The organism is Mycobacterium sp. NGS34, from assembly GCF_059812845.1.
The window spans coordinates 884,983-901,001 of the sequence record NZ_JCALDM010000001.1; the positions used below are offsets into that span (position 1 = coordinate 884,983).

General features: G+C 70.4%; 15 protein-coding genes. 11 read left to right on the forward strand and 4 right to left on the reverse strand.

Features of this window, described 5'->3' with window-relative positions; genetic code table 11:
* Positions 1-13: 13 nt before the first annotated feature.
* Entirely contained in the window at positions 14-1,198 is a 1,185-nt protein-coding gene (locus AC5Y7V_RS04280) for an acyl-CoA dehydrogenase (RefSeq protein WP_499878776.1), read from the reverse strand.
* A gap of 34 nt (positions 1,199-1,232) precedes the next feature.
* On the opposite strand from AC5Y7V_RS04280, the gene AC5Y7V_RS04285 reads away from it, so the two are divergent.
* From AC5Y7V_RS04285 to AC5Y7V_RS04315, 7 genes are all read left to right on the forward strand, one after another.
* Complete coding sequence (locus tag AC5Y7V_RS04285; protein ID WP_499878777.1) at positions 1,233-1,595, forward strand: DUF3054 domain-containing protein; 363 nt, start codon at positions 1,233-1,235, stop codon at positions 1,593-1,595.
* 7 nt (positions 1,596-1,602) lie between these two features.
* Positions 1,603-2,496: an SAM-dependent methyltransferase gene (locus AC5Y7V_RS04290; RefSeq protein WP_499878778.1), complete on the forward strand. Its 894-nt coding sequence runs from the start codon at positions 1,603-1,605 to the stop codon at positions 2,494-2,496.
* 129 nt (positions 2,497-2,625) lie between these two features.
* Positions 2,626-3,216: a fasciclin domain-containing protein gene (locus tag AC5Y7V_RS04295; RefSeq protein WP_499878779.1), complete on the forward strand. Its 591-nt coding sequence runs from the start codon at positions 2,626-2,628 to the stop codon at positions 3,214-3,216.
* 55 nt (positions 3,217-3,271) lie between these two features.
* Positions 3,272-3,760: a GNAT family N-acetyltransferase gene (locus AC5Y7V_RS04300; RefSeq protein WP_499878780.1), complete on the forward strand. Its 489-nt coding sequence runs from the start codon at positions 3,272-3,274 to the stop codon at positions 3,758-3,760.
* Positions 3,757-4,848, forward strand: coding sequence for an LLM class flavin-dependent oxidoreductase (locus AC5Y7V_RS04305; protein WP_499878781.1), 1,092 nt, complete (start codon positions 3,757-3,759; stop codon positions 4,846-4,848). Before AC5Y7V_RS04300 ends, AC5Y7V_RS04305 begins: the two co-directional genes overlap by 4 nt.
* A complete protein-coding gene (locus AC5Y7V_RS04310; RefSeq protein WP_499878782.1) occupies positions 4,845-5,966 on the forward strand; it encodes an LLM class flavin-dependent oxidoreductase in 1,122 nt (373 codons plus the stop codon). Before AC5Y7V_RS04305 ends, AC5Y7V_RS04310 begins: the two co-directional genes overlap by 4 nt.
* On the forward strand, positions 5,963-7,297 hold the full coding sequence (locus AC5Y7V_RS04315; RefSeq protein ID WP_499878783.1) for an NtaA/DmoA family FMN-dependent monooxygenase: 1,335 nt from the start codon (positions 5,963-5,965) through the stop codon (positions 7,295-7,297). Before AC5Y7V_RS04310 ends, AC5Y7V_RS04315 begins: the two co-directional genes overlap by 4 nt.
* A 13-nt stretch (positions 7,298-7,310) precedes the next feature.
* On the opposite strand, the gene AC5Y7V_RS04320 is transcribed toward AC5Y7V_RS04315, so the two are convergent.
* Positions 7,311-8,048 carry an MBL fold metallo-hydrolase gene (locus AC5Y7V_RS04320; RefSeq protein ID WP_499878784.1) on the reverse strand — a complete coding sequence of 246 codons (738 nt, stop codon included), beginning with the start codon at positions 8,046-8,048 and terminating at the stop codon, positions 7,311-7,313.
* Positions 8,049-8,089: 41 nt separating this feature from the next.
* Between AC5Y7V_RS04320 and fgd the strand changes: the two genes are divergently transcribed.
* Genes fgd through AC5Y7V_RS04335 form a run of 3 tightly spaced genes read left to right on the forward strand, consistent with a single transcriptional unit; the run spans position 8,090 to position 12,315 of the window.
* Entirely contained in the window at positions 8,090-9,100 is a 1,011-nt protein-coding gene (gene fgd / locus AC5Y7V_RS04325) for a glucose-6-phosphate dehydrogenase (coenzyme-F420) (protein ID WP_499878785.1), read from the forward strand.
* Positions 9,093-11,165, forward strand: a complete 2,073-nt coding sequence (pta, locus tag AC5Y7V_RS04330) for a phosphate acetyltransferase (protein WP_499878786.1) — start codon at positions 9,093-9,095, stop codon at positions 11,163-11,165. The genes fgd and pta overlap by 8 nt, the downstream gene beginning before the upstream one ends.
* On the forward strand, positions 11,158-12,315 hold the full coding sequence (locus AC5Y7V_RS04335) for an acetate kinase (RefSeq protein ID WP_499878787.1): 1,158 nt from the start codon (positions 11,158-11,160) through the stop codon (positions 12,313-12,315). The genes pta and AC5Y7V_RS04335 overlap by 8 nt, the downstream gene beginning before the upstream one ends.
* On the opposite strand, the gene AC5Y7V_RS04340 is transcribed toward AC5Y7V_RS04335, so the two are convergent.
* Both AC5Y7V_RS04340 and AC5Y7V_RS04345 read right to left on the reverse strand, forming a co-directional pair.
* Positions 12,304-13,488, reverse strand: a complete 1,185-nt coding sequence (locus tag AC5Y7V_RS04340; RefSeq protein ID WP_499878788.1) for a DUF1501 domain-containing protein — start codon at positions 13,486-13,488, stop codon at positions 12,304-12,306. The genes AC5Y7V_RS04335 and AC5Y7V_RS04340 overlap by 12 nt on opposite strands.
* An 8-nt stretch (positions 13,489-13,496) precedes the next feature.
* Positions 13,497-14,825 carry a DUF1800 domain-containing protein gene (locus tag AC5Y7V_RS04345; RefSeq protein WP_499878789.1) on the reverse strand — a complete coding sequence of 443 codons (1,329 nt, stop codon included), beginning with the start codon at positions 14,823-14,825 and terminating at the stop codon, positions 13,497-13,499.
* A gap of 187 nt (positions 14,826-15,012) precedes the next feature.
* Here AC5Y7V_RS04345 and AC5Y7V_RS04350 point away from each other — a divergent pair, with 187 nt between their 5' ends.
* Positions 15,013-15,870 carry a putative endonuclease domain-containing protein gene (locus tag AC5Y7V_RS04350; RefSeq protein WP_499878790.1) on the forward strand — a complete coding sequence of 286 codons (858 nt, stop codon included), beginning with the start codon at positions 15,013-15,015 and terminating at the stop codon, positions 15,868-15,870.
* Positions 15,871-16,019 lie beyond the last annotated feature (149 nt).

Genomic DNA, 16,019 nt, shown 5'->3' on the forward strand with positions numbered 1-16,019 from the left:
AGCGGTTCTCCTATCAGCGGAACGCGTCGCAGCCGGTGAAGGCCTGGCCGAGGACGAGCTGGTGCATCTCCGGGGTGCCCTCGTAGGTGAGCACCGATTCCAGGTTGACCATGTGCCGAATGACGGGGTACTCCAGCGATATCCCGTTGCCGCCCAATATGGTTCGGGCGGTCCGGCAGATCTTGATCGCCTCGCGGGTGTTGTTGAGCTTGCCGAAGCTGACCTGCTCGGGGCGCAGCCCGACGCCGTCCTTGAGGCGGCCGAGGTGTAGCGAGAGCAGCTGCCCCTTGTGCAGTTCGACCGCCATGTCGACGAGTTTGGCCTGCGTCAGCTGGAACCCGGCGATCGGGCGGCCGAACTGGGTGCGCTGCGTGGCGTAGTCGAGCGCGGCCTGCCAGGCCGACCGCGCCGCGCCCATCGACCCCCAGATGATCCCGTAGCGCGCCTCCGACAGGCACGACAGCGGGCCGCGCAAACCCGTAGCCGCGGGCAGCATCGCGTCGGCGGGCACGCGCACGTCGTCGAGCACCAGCTCACTGGTGATCGAGGCCCGCAGCGAGAGCTTGTGGTGGATGGTGTTTGCGGTGAAGCCCGCCGTCTTCGTCGGCACCACGAAGCCGCGAATCCCGTCGTCGGTCGACGCCCACACGATCGCCACGTCGGCGACCGAGCCGTTGGTGATCCACAACTTGCGGCCGTTGAGCACCCAGTCCGAACCATCCTGGCGCGCACGGGTTTTCATCGCCGCCGGATCGCTGCCGACTTCGGGTTCGGTCAGTCCGAAGCAGCCGAGCAGTTCGCCGGCGGCCATGCCGGGCAGCCACTGCTGCTTCTGCTCCTCCGACCCGAACTTCCAGATCGCGAACATCGCCAGCGACCCCTGCACGGAGACCATCGACCGGATGCCGGAGTCGGCGGCCTCCAGCTCGGTACAGGCCAGGCCGTAGTGCACGGCCGACGCGCCGCCACAGCCGTAGCCGTGCAGATGCATCCCGAGCAGTCCGAGCTGGCCGAACTGCTTGGCCAGCTGCCGGACGGGCAGGTCCCCGATCTCGAACCACTCGCCGACGTAGGGGATGACGTGCTCGGCGCAAAACTTTCGCACGGTGTCGCGCACGGCGAGCTCGTCGCCGGACAGCGAGGCGTCCAGGCCCAGGGGGTCGTCCCGGTCGAAGGCGGGCGGTGCATCGGTGCTCATAGCTGCCAGCCTGCCACCCCGGTAGTCTCGCGGCATGCGACGGATGGCCTACCTGCTCGTCGACGTCGTCGCCGTGCTGGTGTTCTGCGCCGCCGGACGCCGCAGCCACGCCGAAGGGCTGACCGTCGGCGGCCTCGCCACCACGGCCTGGCCGTTTCTGACCGGGACCGTCGTCGGGTGGCTGCTGTCCCGCGGCTGGCGGCGACCCACCGCCGTCGCCCCCACCGGGGTGATCGTCTGGGGCTCCACCGTGATGATCGGCATGCTGCTGCGCAAAGCCAGCTCGGCGGGTGTGGCGGCGAGCTTCGTGGTGGTCGCGGCGACCGTCACCGCGGCCCTGTTGCTCGGCTGGCGGGCCGCCGCGGGCTTGGTCTTGCGCCGGCGCACCGACGCCTGAGCACACCATGGCACCCGCCAGCTGGAACCCGGCCTCCGGGGATGGCCTGACCACCACGTTCGACGCCGTCGTCCGGGCCGTGGCCACCAATAAGGGCCTCCTCGACGACCCGTTCGCCGAGCCGCTGGTGCGCGCCGCGGGGGTGCCGTACTTCACCGAGGTGATCGACGACGAGCGATACGCCGACGACGACGGCGGCCACCCGGTCACGGCGGGGCTCATCTACGTCCAGGCGGCGTACGGAAAGTTTCTGGACGACTTTCTCGCCGATGCGGGCCGCTCCGGCATTCGCCAGGTGGTGATCCTGGCGTCGGGCCTCGACACCCGGCCGTACCGGCTGTGGTGGCCGCCGGGCACGACGGTGTACGAGATCGATCGGCCGGACGTCCTCGATTTCAAGGCCGACGTGCTGCGCGGGCTGCACGCCCGGCCCGCCGCGCACCGGCGCGAGATCGGCGTCGACCTCCGTCAGGACTGGCTGGCGGCGCTGCGGCGCGCCGGTTTCGACGCCGCGACGCCCACGGCCTGGATCGCCGAGCAGCTGCTCGTCGGCTACCTGCCGCCCGACGCGCAGCACCGGCTGCTGCGCGGCGTCAGCGAGGCGAGCGCGCCCGGCAGCCGTTTCTCCGCCGATCACATGGCCACCTGGACGCCGGAACGGCAGGCGGCGCGGCAGGCCTTCGTCGAGGGCTGGCGACGGCACGGCCTCGACGTCGACCTGGCGAGCCTGACGTACCCGGGCGAATACCGATACGTCCCCGAATATCTGGCGGCGCACGGCTGGGAGACGGCCCAGCGCAACGTCGTCGAGTTGTTCGCCGGCCTCGGCTTGAGCGGTTTCTGGCGCGGCCGCCGCCAGGACGTGAATCTCATGCCGGGATACGTCACGGCTACTCGTTAACCTACTTAACGGTTCATTTCCTGAAATTTTTCGTTGCGGCCCCATCCACCGGCGCCGCCGCTCCGAATGACCTGTGTTCCAGCAGAAGACGGCGGCGCAGGGCCGCTGTGACGAAGGAGTCGAAACACAATGATGAGCATTCGTGCGAAAACGGTTGCGGCGGCAGGTCTCGCGGCCATCGCTGTCACCGCGCTGCCCACGGTTACGGCCACCGCCGACAACCCGAGTGATCTGATCGGGACGGGTTGCGCGGACTACGCCAAGCAGAATCCGAGCGGTCCCGGGTCCGTGCTGGGGATGTCGCGCGACCCGGTGGCGACGGCGGCGTCGAACAACCCGATGTTGACGACGCTGACCTCGGCGCTGTCGGGGAAGCTGAATCCGAATGTGAACCTGGTCGCCACCCTCAACAACGGCCAGTACACGGTGTTCGCGCCCACCAACGCCGCGTTCGACAAGCTCCCGGCGGGCACCATCGACAAGCTGAAGACGGATTCGCAGCTGCTGACCAGCATCTTGACGTACCACGTGGTGCAGGGTCAGTTGGCCCCGGCGACGGTCGCGGGCGTGCACCCGACTCTGCAGGGCGCGCCGCTGACGGTGGCCGGTCAGGGCAATGACCTGCGGGTCAACAACGCGGGCCTGGTCTGCGGCGGCGTGCACGCGTCCAACGCGACGGTGTACATGATCGACACGGTGCTGATGCCCCCCGGCCAGTAACGGGGATCCCCGGGCTGGGTGGAATGGGTGGGCGTCGGAAACGTTAGATGATTACGTGACGCCCACCGCCCAGCTCCGATTCGTCGCGGCCACGCACGAGGACCCGCTGGCGCAGCCGTTGCTGGCCGAGCTGGCCGTCGAGTACGCGCAGCGCTACGGCGGCACGCCGGACGTGCACCTGGCCTGGCTGCCCGTGCCGGCGGACGAGCTGGCGGCACCCGACGGCGGCCTGCTCATCGGCGTGGTGGACGGCGTGCCGGTCACCGGTGGCGCCTTCCGGCGCTACGACGCCGACACCGCCGAACTCAAGCGGATCTGGACCGACAGCGCGCACCGGCGCCGCGGATACGCCCGGGCGCTGCTGGCGGCGCTGGAGGCCGAGGCCGCCGCGCGCGGGTACCGCCGGCTGTACCTGATCACCGGCAACCGGCAACCCGAGGCCGCGGCGCTCTACGACGCGACGGGCTACACCCGCATCGCCCCCGATCCGCTGCCGGACTGGGGGCCGTTCCTTCCGATCGCCTTCGAAAAGTGGCTGGCATGACCGGTCACTTTCGCCTGGGCGTCGCGCTCGACGGATACGGGTGGCACCCCCAGGCGTGGCGGGCGGCCCTGGCGGCCGGCGCGCCGTCGGTGCTGGACGGTCGGTATTGGGCCGGGCTGGCGGCCACGGCCGAACGCGGGCTGCTGGACTTCCTGACCATCGACGACACCCTGATGCCGCAGATCGGGCGAAGCTCGCGGATTCATCCGGACCGGCTGACCGGCCGCGCCGACGCCGTGCTGGTCGCGGCGCGGATCGCCCCCGCCACGCGGCACATCGGGCTGATCCCGGTGGCCACGGTCACCCACACCGAGCCCTTTCACGTCTCCAAATCCATTGCGACCCTTGACTTCGTCTCCCACGGCCGGGCCGGCTGGCAGCCGCGGGTGAGCGCCACCGCGCACGAGGCGGCGCTGTTCGGCCGCCGGGACCCAACCCAGGTCCCGTTGTTCGAGGAGGCCGTCGAGTACGTCGACGTGGTGCGACGGTTGTGGGACAGCTGGGAGGACGACGCGATCATCCGCGACGCGACCACGGGCCGCTACGTCGACGTGGCCAAACTGCACTACGTCGACTTCGCCGGGAAGTACTTCTCGGTCAAAGGGCCCTCGATCACGCCGCGGCCACCCCAGGGCCAACCGGTGGTGGCCGCGCTGGCACACGTCGGCCCCGCCTACGAATTCGCCGCGGCGGGCGCCGACGTCGTCTTCGTCACCCCCACCGACGGCGACTCGGTGCAAAGCATCCTCGCCGAGGTGAGCGCGGCGGGTGGCATCCACCTGAAAACCCTTGCCGACGTGGTGGTTTCGTTCGACGGCGCGGGAGACTTCCGCTCCGACGCGCTCGTCTTCTGCGGCACCGCAACGGAATTGGTGGAGCTGCTGCTGGACTGGCGGCGGCTGGGCATCGACGGCGCGCGCCTGCGACCCGCCGTCAACGCCACCGACCTGCCGGTGATCGCCGACGAGGTGGTGCCGCTGCTGCAGCGGGCCGGGCTCTTCCGCACCGGCTATCGCGAGGGCGAAACCCTGCGCGCGCGCCTGGGCCTGCCCGTGGCGCCCAATCGCTATGCGGCAGTGCACCGATGACCCCGGTGCCGCTGTCGATCCTCGACCTGTCGCCGATCAGCTCGGGCGGCGATGCCGCGACGGCCCTGCGCAACACCATCGACCTGGCCCAGCGCGCCGAGCGGTGGGGCTATCGCCGGTACTGGCTCGCCGAGCACCACTTCGTCGGCGTGGCCAGCTCTGCGACGGCCGTGCTGATCGGCCAGATCGCGGCCGCCACCAACAGCATTCGGGTCGGCTCGGCCGCCATTCAGCTCGGATACACCACGCCGGTCGCGGTGGTCGAGAGCTTCGGCATGCTCGAGGCCTTCTATCCGGGCCGCATCGATCTGGGCGTCGGACGGGGACAACGCCGCGACACCGGGTACAAACCGAAGTCGCCGTCGGCCAAGTCCCGTCCGCCGCGACAGTGGCACGAGGTCGACGGCGTGGTGGTTCCGCTGCCGTTTGACCTGCGCGGGCTGCTCGACAAGGAACGGGTGCAGGCGACCATGGGAATCCTGCAGCAGCCCGGGGCGGTGGCGCCCGGCTTCGCCGAGCAACTCGGCGACATCATCGCGATGCTGGACGGCACCTACGAGGTCGAGGGTTTCGACGTGCACGCGGTGCCGGGCGAGCGATCCGGGCTGACGCCGTGGATCTTTGGCAGCACTCGGGGTGAAAGCGCCAAGCTTGCCGGTGCGCGGGGGTTGCCGTTCGTCGCCAGCTACCACATCACCCCGGCGACGGCGCTGGAGGCGATCGAGGCCTACCGGGCCGCCTTCGTCCCGTCGGCCGCATTCGCGCGGCCCTACGTCGTGGTGTCCGCCGACATCGTGGTGGCCGACGACGCCGCCACCGCAAGGCATCTGGCGTCCAGCTACGGGCATTGGGTCTATTCCATCCGGACGGGGGTCGGCGCCGTGCCCTATCCCGATCCCGACGACTGCACCCCGCTCACCGAGGAACAGCTACCCGTGGTGAAAGACCGGCTGGAAACGCAGTTCGTCGGCGATCCGGACGAGGTCGCCGAGCGGCTGTCCGCGCTGCAACGCGTCACCAGTGCGGACGAACTCGTCGTCACCTCCGTCACCCACCGGCACGCGGACCGGCTGCGCTCGCACGAACTGATCGCCAAGCGCTGGGGGCTCACCGGATGAGCGTGCGGGAGGGCAAGCAGCGCAAGCCGATTCACCTGGCCGCCCACTTCCCGGGCGTCAACAACACCACGGTGTGGACCGACCCGGGCTCGGGCAGCCAGATCGAGTTCGAGTCGTTCGTGCACCTGGCCCGCACCGCCGAACGGGGATTGTTCGATTTCTTCTTCCTGGCCGAGGGGCTGCGGCTCCGCGAGCACCGCGGCCGCATCTACGACCTGGACGTGGTGGGCCGCCCGGACACCTTCACCGTGCTGGCCGCGCTCGCGGGCGTCACCGACCGGATCGGGCTGACCGGAACCATCAACACCACGTTCAACGAACCCTTTGAAGTGGCAAGGCAATTCGCGTCGCTGGACCACCTGTCCGGTGGCCGCGCCGGCTGGAACATGGTGACCTCGTCGGACGCCTTCACCGGCGCCAACTTCCGCCGCGGCGGGTTCCTCGACCACGCCGACCGCTACCAGCGGGCCGAGGAGTTCCTGTCCGTGGCCCGCCAGTTCTGGGACAGCTGGGCGCCCGACGCCGTGCTGGCCGACGTCGGCGCCGGGGTCTACGTCGATCCCGACCGGATCCGAAGCGTCGAGCACCGCGGCCCGCAGTTCGACGTGCGCGGTTTGGCGACGCTTCCCGCGGGGCCGCAGGGCCACCCGATCTTGCTGCAGGCCGGCGACTCCGACGACGGCCGCGCGTTCGGCGCCCGCAACGCCGACGCGCTGTTCACGCTGCACGGGTCGCTGGAAGACGGTCAGCGCTACTACGCCGACGTCAAGGGCCGCGCCGCGTCCTACGGCCGGGATCCCAACCGGCTCAAGGTCTTTCCCGCGGCGACATTCGTCATCGGCGACACCGACGCCGAGGCGCAGGACCGGGCACGGCACATCCGCCACCAACAGGTCAGCGGCGCGACGGCGATCGCGATGCTCGAACAGGTGTGGGGCCGCGAGCTTTCCGGCCACGACCCGGACGGCCCGCTGCCCGAATTCGATCCGGTCGTCGACAGCGCCATCACCCAGGGCCGGGTCCGGCACGGCGACCCGGTCGCCGTCGCGCGGCGCTACCGCGAACGAGCCGAAGCCGAGAACCTGTCGATCCGCGAGCTGGTCATCGCCGTCACCAGCCGCGAGCAGTTCGTCGGGACGCCGAGTCACATCGCGGACGCCATTGACACCTACATCCAGGCCGACGCCTGCGACGGTTTCATCCTGGTGCCCCACCTGACGCCGCACGGCCTGGACGAGTTCGTCGACCGGGTGGTGCCGGTGCTGCAGGAGCGCGGCGCGTTCCGCACCGAGTACGCCGGCGAGACGCTGCGGGAGCACCTGGGGCTGTGACGCCGGGTCTGCGTCATTGCGCCCGCTTGAGCGCCGCTTCCGTCGCCTCGCGGATCGGGCCGCGCCACACGTCGCCGTGACCGGGCAGTAGCACCTCGGTGTCCAGCGCGGCCAGCGCCTCCAGGCTGCGCAGGCAGTTCGCCTGGTCGTGGCTGAACACCGCCGGCAGCAGCTGCGGCCCGCCGCGGCGCAGCAGCGGGTGGCCGGTGATCAGGGCGTCGCCGCTGGCCAGCACGCCGTCGACGACGTACGAGCAGTGCCCGCCGGTGTGCCCCGGCGTCGCGACGGCCGTCGGGTTGCCGGGCAGGCCCGCCGCCACCTCGGCGGTCAGGGGCCGCGTCGACGGGATGCCGTCGCGGACCAGCCCGCCGTTGCGCACCACGTGCACACCCCACACCGCCCACCGCGGCCGCCAAATGCGCAGTGCGACATCGAAAATGGACACCTGTTCCAGATACTCCCGCTTGGCGTGCCCCACCTCGTCGGCGTGGCAGTACACCGGGGTGCCGTGCTCGCGGGCGAACCAGATCGCCGAGCCCAGGTGGTCGATGTGCGCGTGCGTCAGCAGGATGGCGCGCACGTCGCCCGGCGCGTAACCCAGCTGGCGCAGCGAGGCCAGCACGTCGTCGCGATCCCCGGGGTAACCCGCGTCGATCAGCAGCACGCCGGTGCCGTCGACGACCAGCGTCCAGTTCACGGCGTGGCCCCGGGCGAGGTAGACGGTGTCGGTGACCTGAACTAGCTGCGCCATGCCCGCGAGTGTAGGAGCCGAGACAGGAGTAGAAATAACCCGTGGCTGAACTCAAACTCGGATACAAGGCGTCCGCCGAACAATTCGCACCGCGCGAGCTCGTCGAACTGGCCGTCGCCGCCGAAGCGCACGGCATGGACAGCGCAACCGTCAGTGACCACTTCCAACCGTGGCGGCACAAGGGCGGGCACGCGCCGTTCTCGCTGGCCTGGATGACCGCCGTCGGCGAACGCACCGAGCGCATCGTGCTGGGCACCTCGGTGCTCACCCCGACCTTCCGGTACAACCCCGCCGTCATCGCCCAGGCCTTCGCCACCATGGGCTGCCTGTACCCGAACCGCATCTTCCTCGGCGTCGGCACCGGCGAGGCCCTCAACGAGATCGCGACCGGGTACGAGGGCGAGTGGCCGGAGTTCAAGGAGCGCTACGCGCGACTGCGCGAGTCGGTGCGGCTGATGCGCGAACTGTGGCTCGGCGATCGCGTCGACTTCCAGGGCGAGTACTACAAGACCAAGGGCGCCTCGATCTACGACGTGCCCGAGGGCGGCATCCCGATCTACATCGCCGCGGGCGGACCGCAGGTGGCCAAGTACGCCGGGCGCGCCGGCGACGGGTTCATCTGCACCTCCGGCAAGGGCGAGGAGCTCTACAAGGACAAGCTGATCCCCGCGATGCGCGAGGGCGCCGAAGCGGCGGGCAAGAACGCGCAAGACATCGACCGGATGATCGAGATCAAGATCTCCTACGACACCGATCCCGAACTGGCCCGGGAGAACACCCGGTTCTGGGCGCCGCTCTCGCTGACCGCCGAGCAGAAGCACAGCATTGACGACCCGATCGAGATGGAGAAGGCCGCCGACGCGCTGCCGATCGAGCAGATCACCAAGCGCTGGATCGTCGCGTCGGATCCCGACGAGGCCGTCGAAAAGGTCGGGCAATACGTCGAGTGGGGCCTCAACCACCTGGTGTTCCACGCGCCGGGTCACGACCAGCGCCGGTTCCTGGAGCTCTTCGAAAAGGACCTGGCCCCCAGGCTGCGCCGACTTGGCTGAAAGTTCGGCGATATACATCGCCGCGCCCGAGCCGGAGACCGGCAAGTCGACGATCGCGCTGGGGCTGCTGCACCGGCTGACCGCGACCGTCGCCCGGGTGGGCGTGTTCCGGCCCATCACGCGCCTCGGCGAGGACCGCGACTACATCCTCGAGCTGTTGCTGGAGCACACCACCGCCGGCCTGTCCTACGAGCAGTGCGTCGGCGTGACCTACCAGCAGCTGCACGCCGACAGCGACGCCGCGATCGCCGCCATCGTCGACTCCTATCACGCGATGGCGCAGTCCTGCGACGTCGTGGTGATCGTCGGCAGCGACTACACCGACGTCACCCGGCCCGCCGAGCTCTCGGTCAACGCGCGCATCGCGGCCAACCTCGGCGCGCCGGTGCTGTTGACGGTCAGCGGCAAGGGCCGGACCCCGAAGGAGGTCGCCGGCGTCGTCGAGGTGTGCCTGGCCGAGCTCATCGCCCAGCACGCCCACACCGCGGCGGTGGTGGCCAACCGGTGCGACCCGGCGCGATTGAGCGAGGTCGCCGAGGCGCTGGACGCCTTCGCCCAGCGCAGCTATGTGCTGCCCGAGGCGCCGCTGCTGTGCGCGCCGACGGTGGCCGAGCTGGAGAAGGCCGTGGCCGGAACGCCGGTCAGCGGGGAGGCGTCGCTGCGGGAGCGCGAGGTCACCGACGTGCTGGTCGCCGGGATGACCGCCGACCACGTGCTGGAACGGCTGCGCGACGGCATGGCGGTCATCACCCCCGGCGACCGCTCGGACGTGGTGCTCGCCGTCGCCAGCGCCCATGCGGCGGAAGGGTTTCCGTCACTGTCGTGCCTGGTGCTCAACGGCGGCTTCGAACTGCATCCGTCGATCGCCTCGCTGGTGAGCGGCCTGCGGCTGCGGCTGCCCATCATCGCCACCGCGCTCGGCACCTACGACACCGCCAGCGCGGCCGCCGCCGCCCGCGGCCGGGTCACCGCGATGTCGCAGCGCAAGATCGACACCGCGCTCGAGCTGATGGACCGACACGTCGACATCGCGGATCTGCTGACCCAGCTTGCCATTTCGGTCCCGACCGTGGTCACCCCGCAGATGTTCACCTACCAATTGCGGCTGCGGGCCCGCGCGGATCGCAGGCACATCGTCCTGCCCGAGGGCGACGACGACCGCATCCTGCGCTCGGCCGGGCGCCTGCTGCAGCGCGGCGTCGCCGACCTGACAATCCTGGGCGACGAGGCGCGGATCCGGCTGCGGTCGGCCGAACTCGGTGTGGACCTCGACGGCGCGCACGTCATCGACCCGCTGGCGAGCGACCTGCTTGACCAGTTCGCCGACCAGTACGCGGAGCTGCGCAAGGCGAAGGGCGTCACCGTCGAGCACGCCCGCGAGATCATGCGCGACGCAACGTATTTCGGCACCATGCTGGTGCACAACGGCGCCGTCGACGGCATGGTGTCGGGCGCCGCCCACACCACCGCCCACACCGTCCGGCCGGCGTTCGAGATCATCAAGACCGTTCCGGACGTCTCCACCGTGTCCAGCGTCTTCTTCATGTGCCTGCCCGACCGGGTGCTGGTGTACGGCGACTGCGCGATCATCCCCAACCCGACGTCCGAGCAGCTCGCCGACATCGCGATCAGCTCCGCGCGCACCGCCGCGCAGTTCGGCATCGAGCCGAGGGTGGCCATGCTGTCCTACTCGACCGGCGACTCCGGCACCGGCGCGGACGTCGACAAGGTCAGGGCGGCAACGGATCTGGTGCGGCGGCGTGATCCCGAGTTGCTGGTCGAGGGGCCCATCCAATACGACGCCGCGATAGAGCCGTCGGTGGCGGCGACCAAGCTGCGGGATTCGCCGGTGGCCGGGCACGCCACCGTGCTGATCTTTCCGGACCTCAACACCGGCAACAACACCTACAAGGCGGTGCAACGCAGCGCCGGGGCCATCGCGATCGGCCCGGTGCTGCAGGGGCTGCGCAAGCCGGTGAACGACCTCTCCCGCGGCGCGCTGGTCGAAGACATCGTGAACACCGTGGCGATCACCGCGATCCAGGCGCAGGCCACCCATGGCTAGCGGCACCCGGCTCGTGCTGGTGCTCAACTCCGGCTCGTCGTCGTTGAAATACCAACTGGTCGAGCCGGATTCGGGCGCGGCCCGGGCGTCGGGCCACATCGAGCGGATCGGCGAGGACGGATCCGGCGTTCCCGATCACGAGGCCGCGCTGCATCGCGCCTTCGACACCCTGGCGGGCGATGGCATCGACCTGCGGACCTGCGGGCTGCTGGCGGTGGGGCACCGGGTGGTGCACGGCGGCAACGAGTTCTATCGTCCGACGGTGATGGACGACGCGCGCATCGCCGCGCTGCACAAGCTGTCCGAGTTGGCCCCGTTGCACAATCCGCCCGCGCTCAAGGGGATCGAGGTGGCGCGCAAGCTGCTGCCCGACTTCTCCCACGTGGCCGTGTTCGACACGGCGTTCTTCCACGACATGCCACCCGCGGCGGCGACCTACGCCATCGACCGCGAGGTGGCCGAACGGTGGCAGATCCGCCGCTACGGGTTTCACGGCACGTCGCACCGCTACGTCAGCGAACAGGCCGCCGCCTTCCTGGACCGCCCGCTGGGTGGCCTGAAACAGATTGTGCTGCATCTGGGTAACGGGTCCTCGGCGTCCGCGATCGCCGGCACGCGGCCGATCGACACGTCGATGGGACTGACACCGCTGGAGGGCCTGGTGATGGGCACCCGCAGCGGCGACATCGACCCCAGCATCGTCAGCTACCTGTGGCACCGGGCGAACATGGGCGTCGACGACGTCGAGGCCATGCTCAACGAGGGGTCCGGGGTGCTCGGCCTGGCCGGCGAGCGCGACTTCCGGCGGCTGCGGGCCATGATCGAATCCGGCGACGGCGCCGCGCAATTGGCCTACAGCGTGTTCATTCACCGGCTGCGCAAGTACATCGGCGCCTACCTGGCGGTGCTGGGGCACACGGACGTCATCAGCTTCACCGCCGGGATCGGCGAGAACGACCCGGCGGTGCGCCGCGACGCGGTGGCGGGCCTGGAGGAACTGGGCGTCGTGCTCGACGAGCGCCGCAACCTCAGCGGCGGCCGGGGCGCGCGGCAGATCTCCGCGGAATCGTCTCCGATCGCCGTGCTGGTGATACCGACCAATGAGGAGCTGGCCATCGCCCGCGACTGCGTGCGCGCGCTAAGCGGTTAGGAAGCCCAGGGCCCGGCGGCCCGGGCCGACCGACGGCGTGGGGTCGGCGCCGACGGTTCGGGTCAGCAGTTCGTGGTACACGTCGCGAAAGTCCGTGGTGTACTTCAGGTCCCCGTTGTCGAGGTCGGTGAGGCTGGGTTCCTCGCCGTAGAAGCCGCCCTTAACGGGCGCGCCCGCGACGAAGACGGGACCGGCGGTGCCGTGGTCGGTGCCCTGGGATGCGTTGGCGTGGACGCGGCGGCCGAACTCGGAATACGCCATCACGACGACGTTCGGATCCCCCATCTGTTGCAGGAACGGCGCAACCGCCTCGTCGAACGTCTGCAGCAGCCGCTGCTGGGTTTCGCGTTCGTCGGCGTGGGTGTCGAAGCCGCCCAGTTGCACCGTGTAGACGCGGGTCGGGACCCGGGCCCTGACCGCTGCGGCGACCACGCCCAGCTGCGTGGCAAGCGAATTGTGGCCCTTGGCGGCGGGTTTCACGGACTCGAACGCGCCGTTGGCCGTCCGCGCGGCGCGGTAGGCCTTGCGCACCGCGGCCATCGCCGGGGTGTCGTCGGGGTCATCGGCGCCCAGCGCGGCCATGATGCCGTCGAATTGCTGGGCCTTGCCCGGCGCCCCGCCCGGGGAAAGCGCCGCCGCCGTGCACTTTTCGCCGACCGCCAGCGGCGGCAGGACGGGCCCGACGTTGACCGCGCGCAGCGGGTCGTCGCCGGTGGCGTCGAGCCAGCGGCCGATCCAGCCGGTCGCGACCGGCTCGGCCGGCGAGGCCGTCTGCCAGATGTCCATGGAACGGAAGTGGCTGTGGTCGGGCTTGGGGTAGCCGACGCCGCGCACGATCGCGAGTTGGCGCCGGCCCCACAGTTCGGCAAGGCCCTTCATCGCCGGGTTCAGCCCGAGCCGCTCGTCGAGGTGGATCACGTCGCCCGGGGCGTACGCGAGCTCGGGGCGCGCGTCGTGATATGCGTTGTCCCCGTAGGGGATCAGGGTGTTGATGCCGTCGTTGCCGCCGTACAGTGTGACGAGCACCAGCACGCCGGCGCCCTCGGGCAGCGGCCGGTCCCGGGCCGCGCGCATCAGGTCGGGCCATTCGACCGCCATCGCCGTCGAGAGCAGGCCGGCCGCGCCGACGCCCGCGCTGGCGATCAGGAATTTGCGGCGATTGATGTCGGGCATGCTCGGTCTCACGACGTCAGGTATTCGGGCGTGTTGACCGCGGCCGCGACCAACTGCGGGGGCGTACGCACCAGCGGTGCCAGCGCGTCGGCGGTCCGGTCCGACCAGTCGCCGACGCCGATCAGGTAGCCGACCGCGTCGATGCGGTCGCCGGGCGCCGCGCCTTCGACGGTCGACAGGTCGCCCGCGTGCGCCAACTGCGTCGCGGCGCGCAGCCGCGCCCCGGCGCTGGCGGTGGACAGCCACACCTGGCCGCGGGGCCAGCCGCCGACGCTCGGCGGGTAGAACGGGCGCTGCCCCAGCGCCCGCAGCGTCGCGTCGGCGAGCTTGCGCTGCGCGGGATTTCCGAAGGGTACCCGCAGCGCCCGCAGCACGCCGACGAGCCACTCGACCGGGGTGTTCACCCTGCTTGTCGGCGGGTCCCCGCCTCGATTGGTGAACTCGGCGTCGGTGAGGATCGCCCGGGTCAGCGCCCGCAGGTCGCGGCGCGGGCCGTACGCCGCGACGAGACGGTCGAGCGCCCCCGGCGACGGCGGGTCGTCGGAGGCCAGCTGCTGCCACAGGCGCCCCGCGACGTACTGCGCCGACCTGGGCTGCGCCAGCACGGCGTCGCAGAACGCGGCGGCGTCGAAGTTGCCGGTGGACCCGAACAGCGTCTTGGCCGTCGGGTCATGCCGTTTAGGCACCACCGCGGTTTGGCCGTCGGCGCCGATCACCCACCCCGTCAGAGCCCGCGCTCCGGCCCGCACGTCGTCCTCGGTGTAGCCGTTGCCGTGGCCCAGCGCGAACAGCTCCATGAATTCGCGGGCCAGGTTCTCGTTGGGCGCCTTGGCCGTGCTGGCCTGCCCGTCGAGCCAGCGCAACATCGCGGCGTCGGTCAGCATCGCGTAGGCCAGCGAGCGGAAATCGCCCAGCGCCCCGCTGCGCAGCTTCTGATTTTGCGCGGCCAGGTACGCGGCCACCCGGACCTTCTGTGCGGAAGTGGCGAAGTGGTTGTGCCACAACAGGGTCAGCTTCTCGTGGATCGGCTGCCCGACGCCGACCATGCGGGCCAGCCACCAATCGGACAGCGCGCGCTGCTGCTCGGACAGCGCGGCGTTGTATTGCTTGCGCGCGGCCTGTGGCGCGCCCTTGCCGGGCGCGTGCGGAACCTCCAGGGCGGGCATCGGGGTTGCCGCGGCGCCGGGGTCCGCGTCGGGGTCGGCGGCCAGGATGGCGTCGACGTGGTCCGGCCAGTCCCGGGCGGCGACCGCGTCGACCTCGGGCCCCGTCACGCCGAACCCGGCCCGGCGCAGCGCGCGGGCCGTGGTGATCCACCGCGTGGACTGCCCCGGCATGCCCATAACTGTGCGGCACCAACCTATGTCTGCGCTGTGCGTGTGCCTGTGGCTTTGCGTGTGAACCTGTGGCGGGATAGCGGCCGGTTTCCCGCCCTCGAGTCACCCGGAAAGCCACCAGTTCACACCCAACCGCCCTGTGGATAGCTGTAAACACCGTCACCCATCGGCGTGCGACCGTTCCGGCATGGAATTGGGGAAACCGTTTATCGGCAGCAAGGCGTTGGCATCGGGGGCGTTGAGCCGGCATCAACTGCGGACCCGTTATCGTGCGGTCTTCCCGAACGTATACCTGTCCAACGGCGCTCAGCTTTCGCTCGAGCGCCGGATCTCCGCCGCCTGGCTGTGGTCTGGAGGGAGGGCGACGATCGTGGGGGCGGCCGCCGCGGCGCTGCACGGGTCCAAGTGGATTCCCGACGACGTGCCGATAGAGCTGAACCACTCCAACACCCGCCCGCCCCGCGGCGTGCTGACGCGGCGCGATGCGCTGGCGGACTGCGAGACACAGGTGATCGACGGGCGCAGGGTCACCACACCCGAGCGGACGGCCTTCGACATCGGCCGCCGCGGCGCCATCCGCTCGGCGGTCGTTCGGCTCGACGCGCTCGCGCGCGCAACGGGTTTTAAGGTCGACGACGTGCTACGCATCGCGAGATGCCATCCCCAAACGCCCGGGCTCCGGCGGCTGGAGACCGCGCTGGAGCTGGTCGACCCTGGCTCCGCGTCGCCGAGGGAAAGCTATCTGCGGCTGTTGCTCATCGATGCCGGATTCCCGTGGCCGCAGACCCAGATCCCGGTGCTCGGCGTGGACGGCATGCCAGTCGCTCACATCGACCTGGGCTGGGAGGAGTACCTGGTGGGCATTGAATACGAGGGCGATCAACACCAGACCGACCGTCGGCGGTACGTCTACGACATCCAGCGCTTGGAGACGCTCGAGCGAATGGGCTGGATCATCGTCCGAGTCGTCGCGGAGGACCCTCGCGCCAGCATCGTGCGCCGCGTCCGGGCGGCGCTGGTCGAACGCGGTTGGGTTGCCGGTTGACTCATTCTGTGTGAGGTGACGGCTTTGAGTGTGCGCCTGAGGCTTTGAGTGTGAGCCGGTGGCGGGATCTGAGCGATTCTCCCGCCCACGATTCACACGCAAAGCCCACGATTCACACGCAGAGCCCAGGATTCACACGCCGAACGCGG

Coding starts and splice junctions, on each gene's coding strand:
- AC5Y7V_RS04315 (WP_499878783.1), top strand. CDS start 5,963: ATGAGCGTGCGGGAGGGCAAGCAGCGCAAGCCGATTCACCTGGCCGCC.
- AC5Y7V_RS04305 (WP_499878781.1), top strand. CDS start 3,757: ATGACCGGTCACTTTCGCCTGGGCGTCGCGCTCGACGGATACGGGTGG.
- AC5Y7V_RS04295 (WP_499878779.1), top strand. CDS start 2,626: ATGATGAGCATTCGTGCGAAAACGGTTGCGGCGGCAGGTCTCGCGGCC.
- AC5Y7V_RS04280 (WP_499878776.1), bottom strand. CDS start 1,198: ATGAGCACCGATGCACCGCCCGCCTTCGACCGGGACGACCCCCTGGGC.
- AC5Y7V_RS04345 (WP_499878789.1), bottom strand. CDS start 14,825: ATGCCGGGGCAGTCCACGCGGTGGATCACCACGGCCCGCGCGCTGCGC.
- AC5Y7V_RS04310 (WP_499878782.1), top strand. CDS start 4,845: ATGACCCCGGTGCCGCTGTCGATCCTCGACCTGTCGCCGATCAGCTCG.
- AC5Y7V_RS04285 (WP_499878777.1), top strand. CDS start 1,233: ATGCGACGGATGGCCTACCTGCTCGTCGACGTCGTCGCCGTGCTGGTG.
- AC5Y7V_RS04290 (WP_499878778.1), top strand. CDS start 1,603: ATGGCACCCGCCAGCTGGAACCCGGCCTCCGGGGATGGCCTGACCACC.
- AC5Y7V_RS04350 (WP_499878790.1), top strand. CDS start 15,013: ATGGAATTGGGGAAACCGTTTATCGGCAGCAAGGCGTTGGCATCGGGG.
- AC5Y7V_RS04340 (WP_499878788.1), bottom strand. CDS start 13,488: ATGCCCGACATCAATCGCCGCAAATTCCTGATCGCCAGCGCGGGCGTC.
- AC5Y7V_RS04320 (WP_499878784.1), bottom strand. CDS start 8,048: ATGGCGCAGCTAGTTCAGGTCACCGACACCGTCTACCTCGCCCGGGGC.
- AC5Y7V_RS04335 (WP_499878787.1), top strand. CDS start 11,158: ATGGCTAGCGGCACCCGGCTCGTGCTGGTGCTCAACTCCGGCTCGTCG.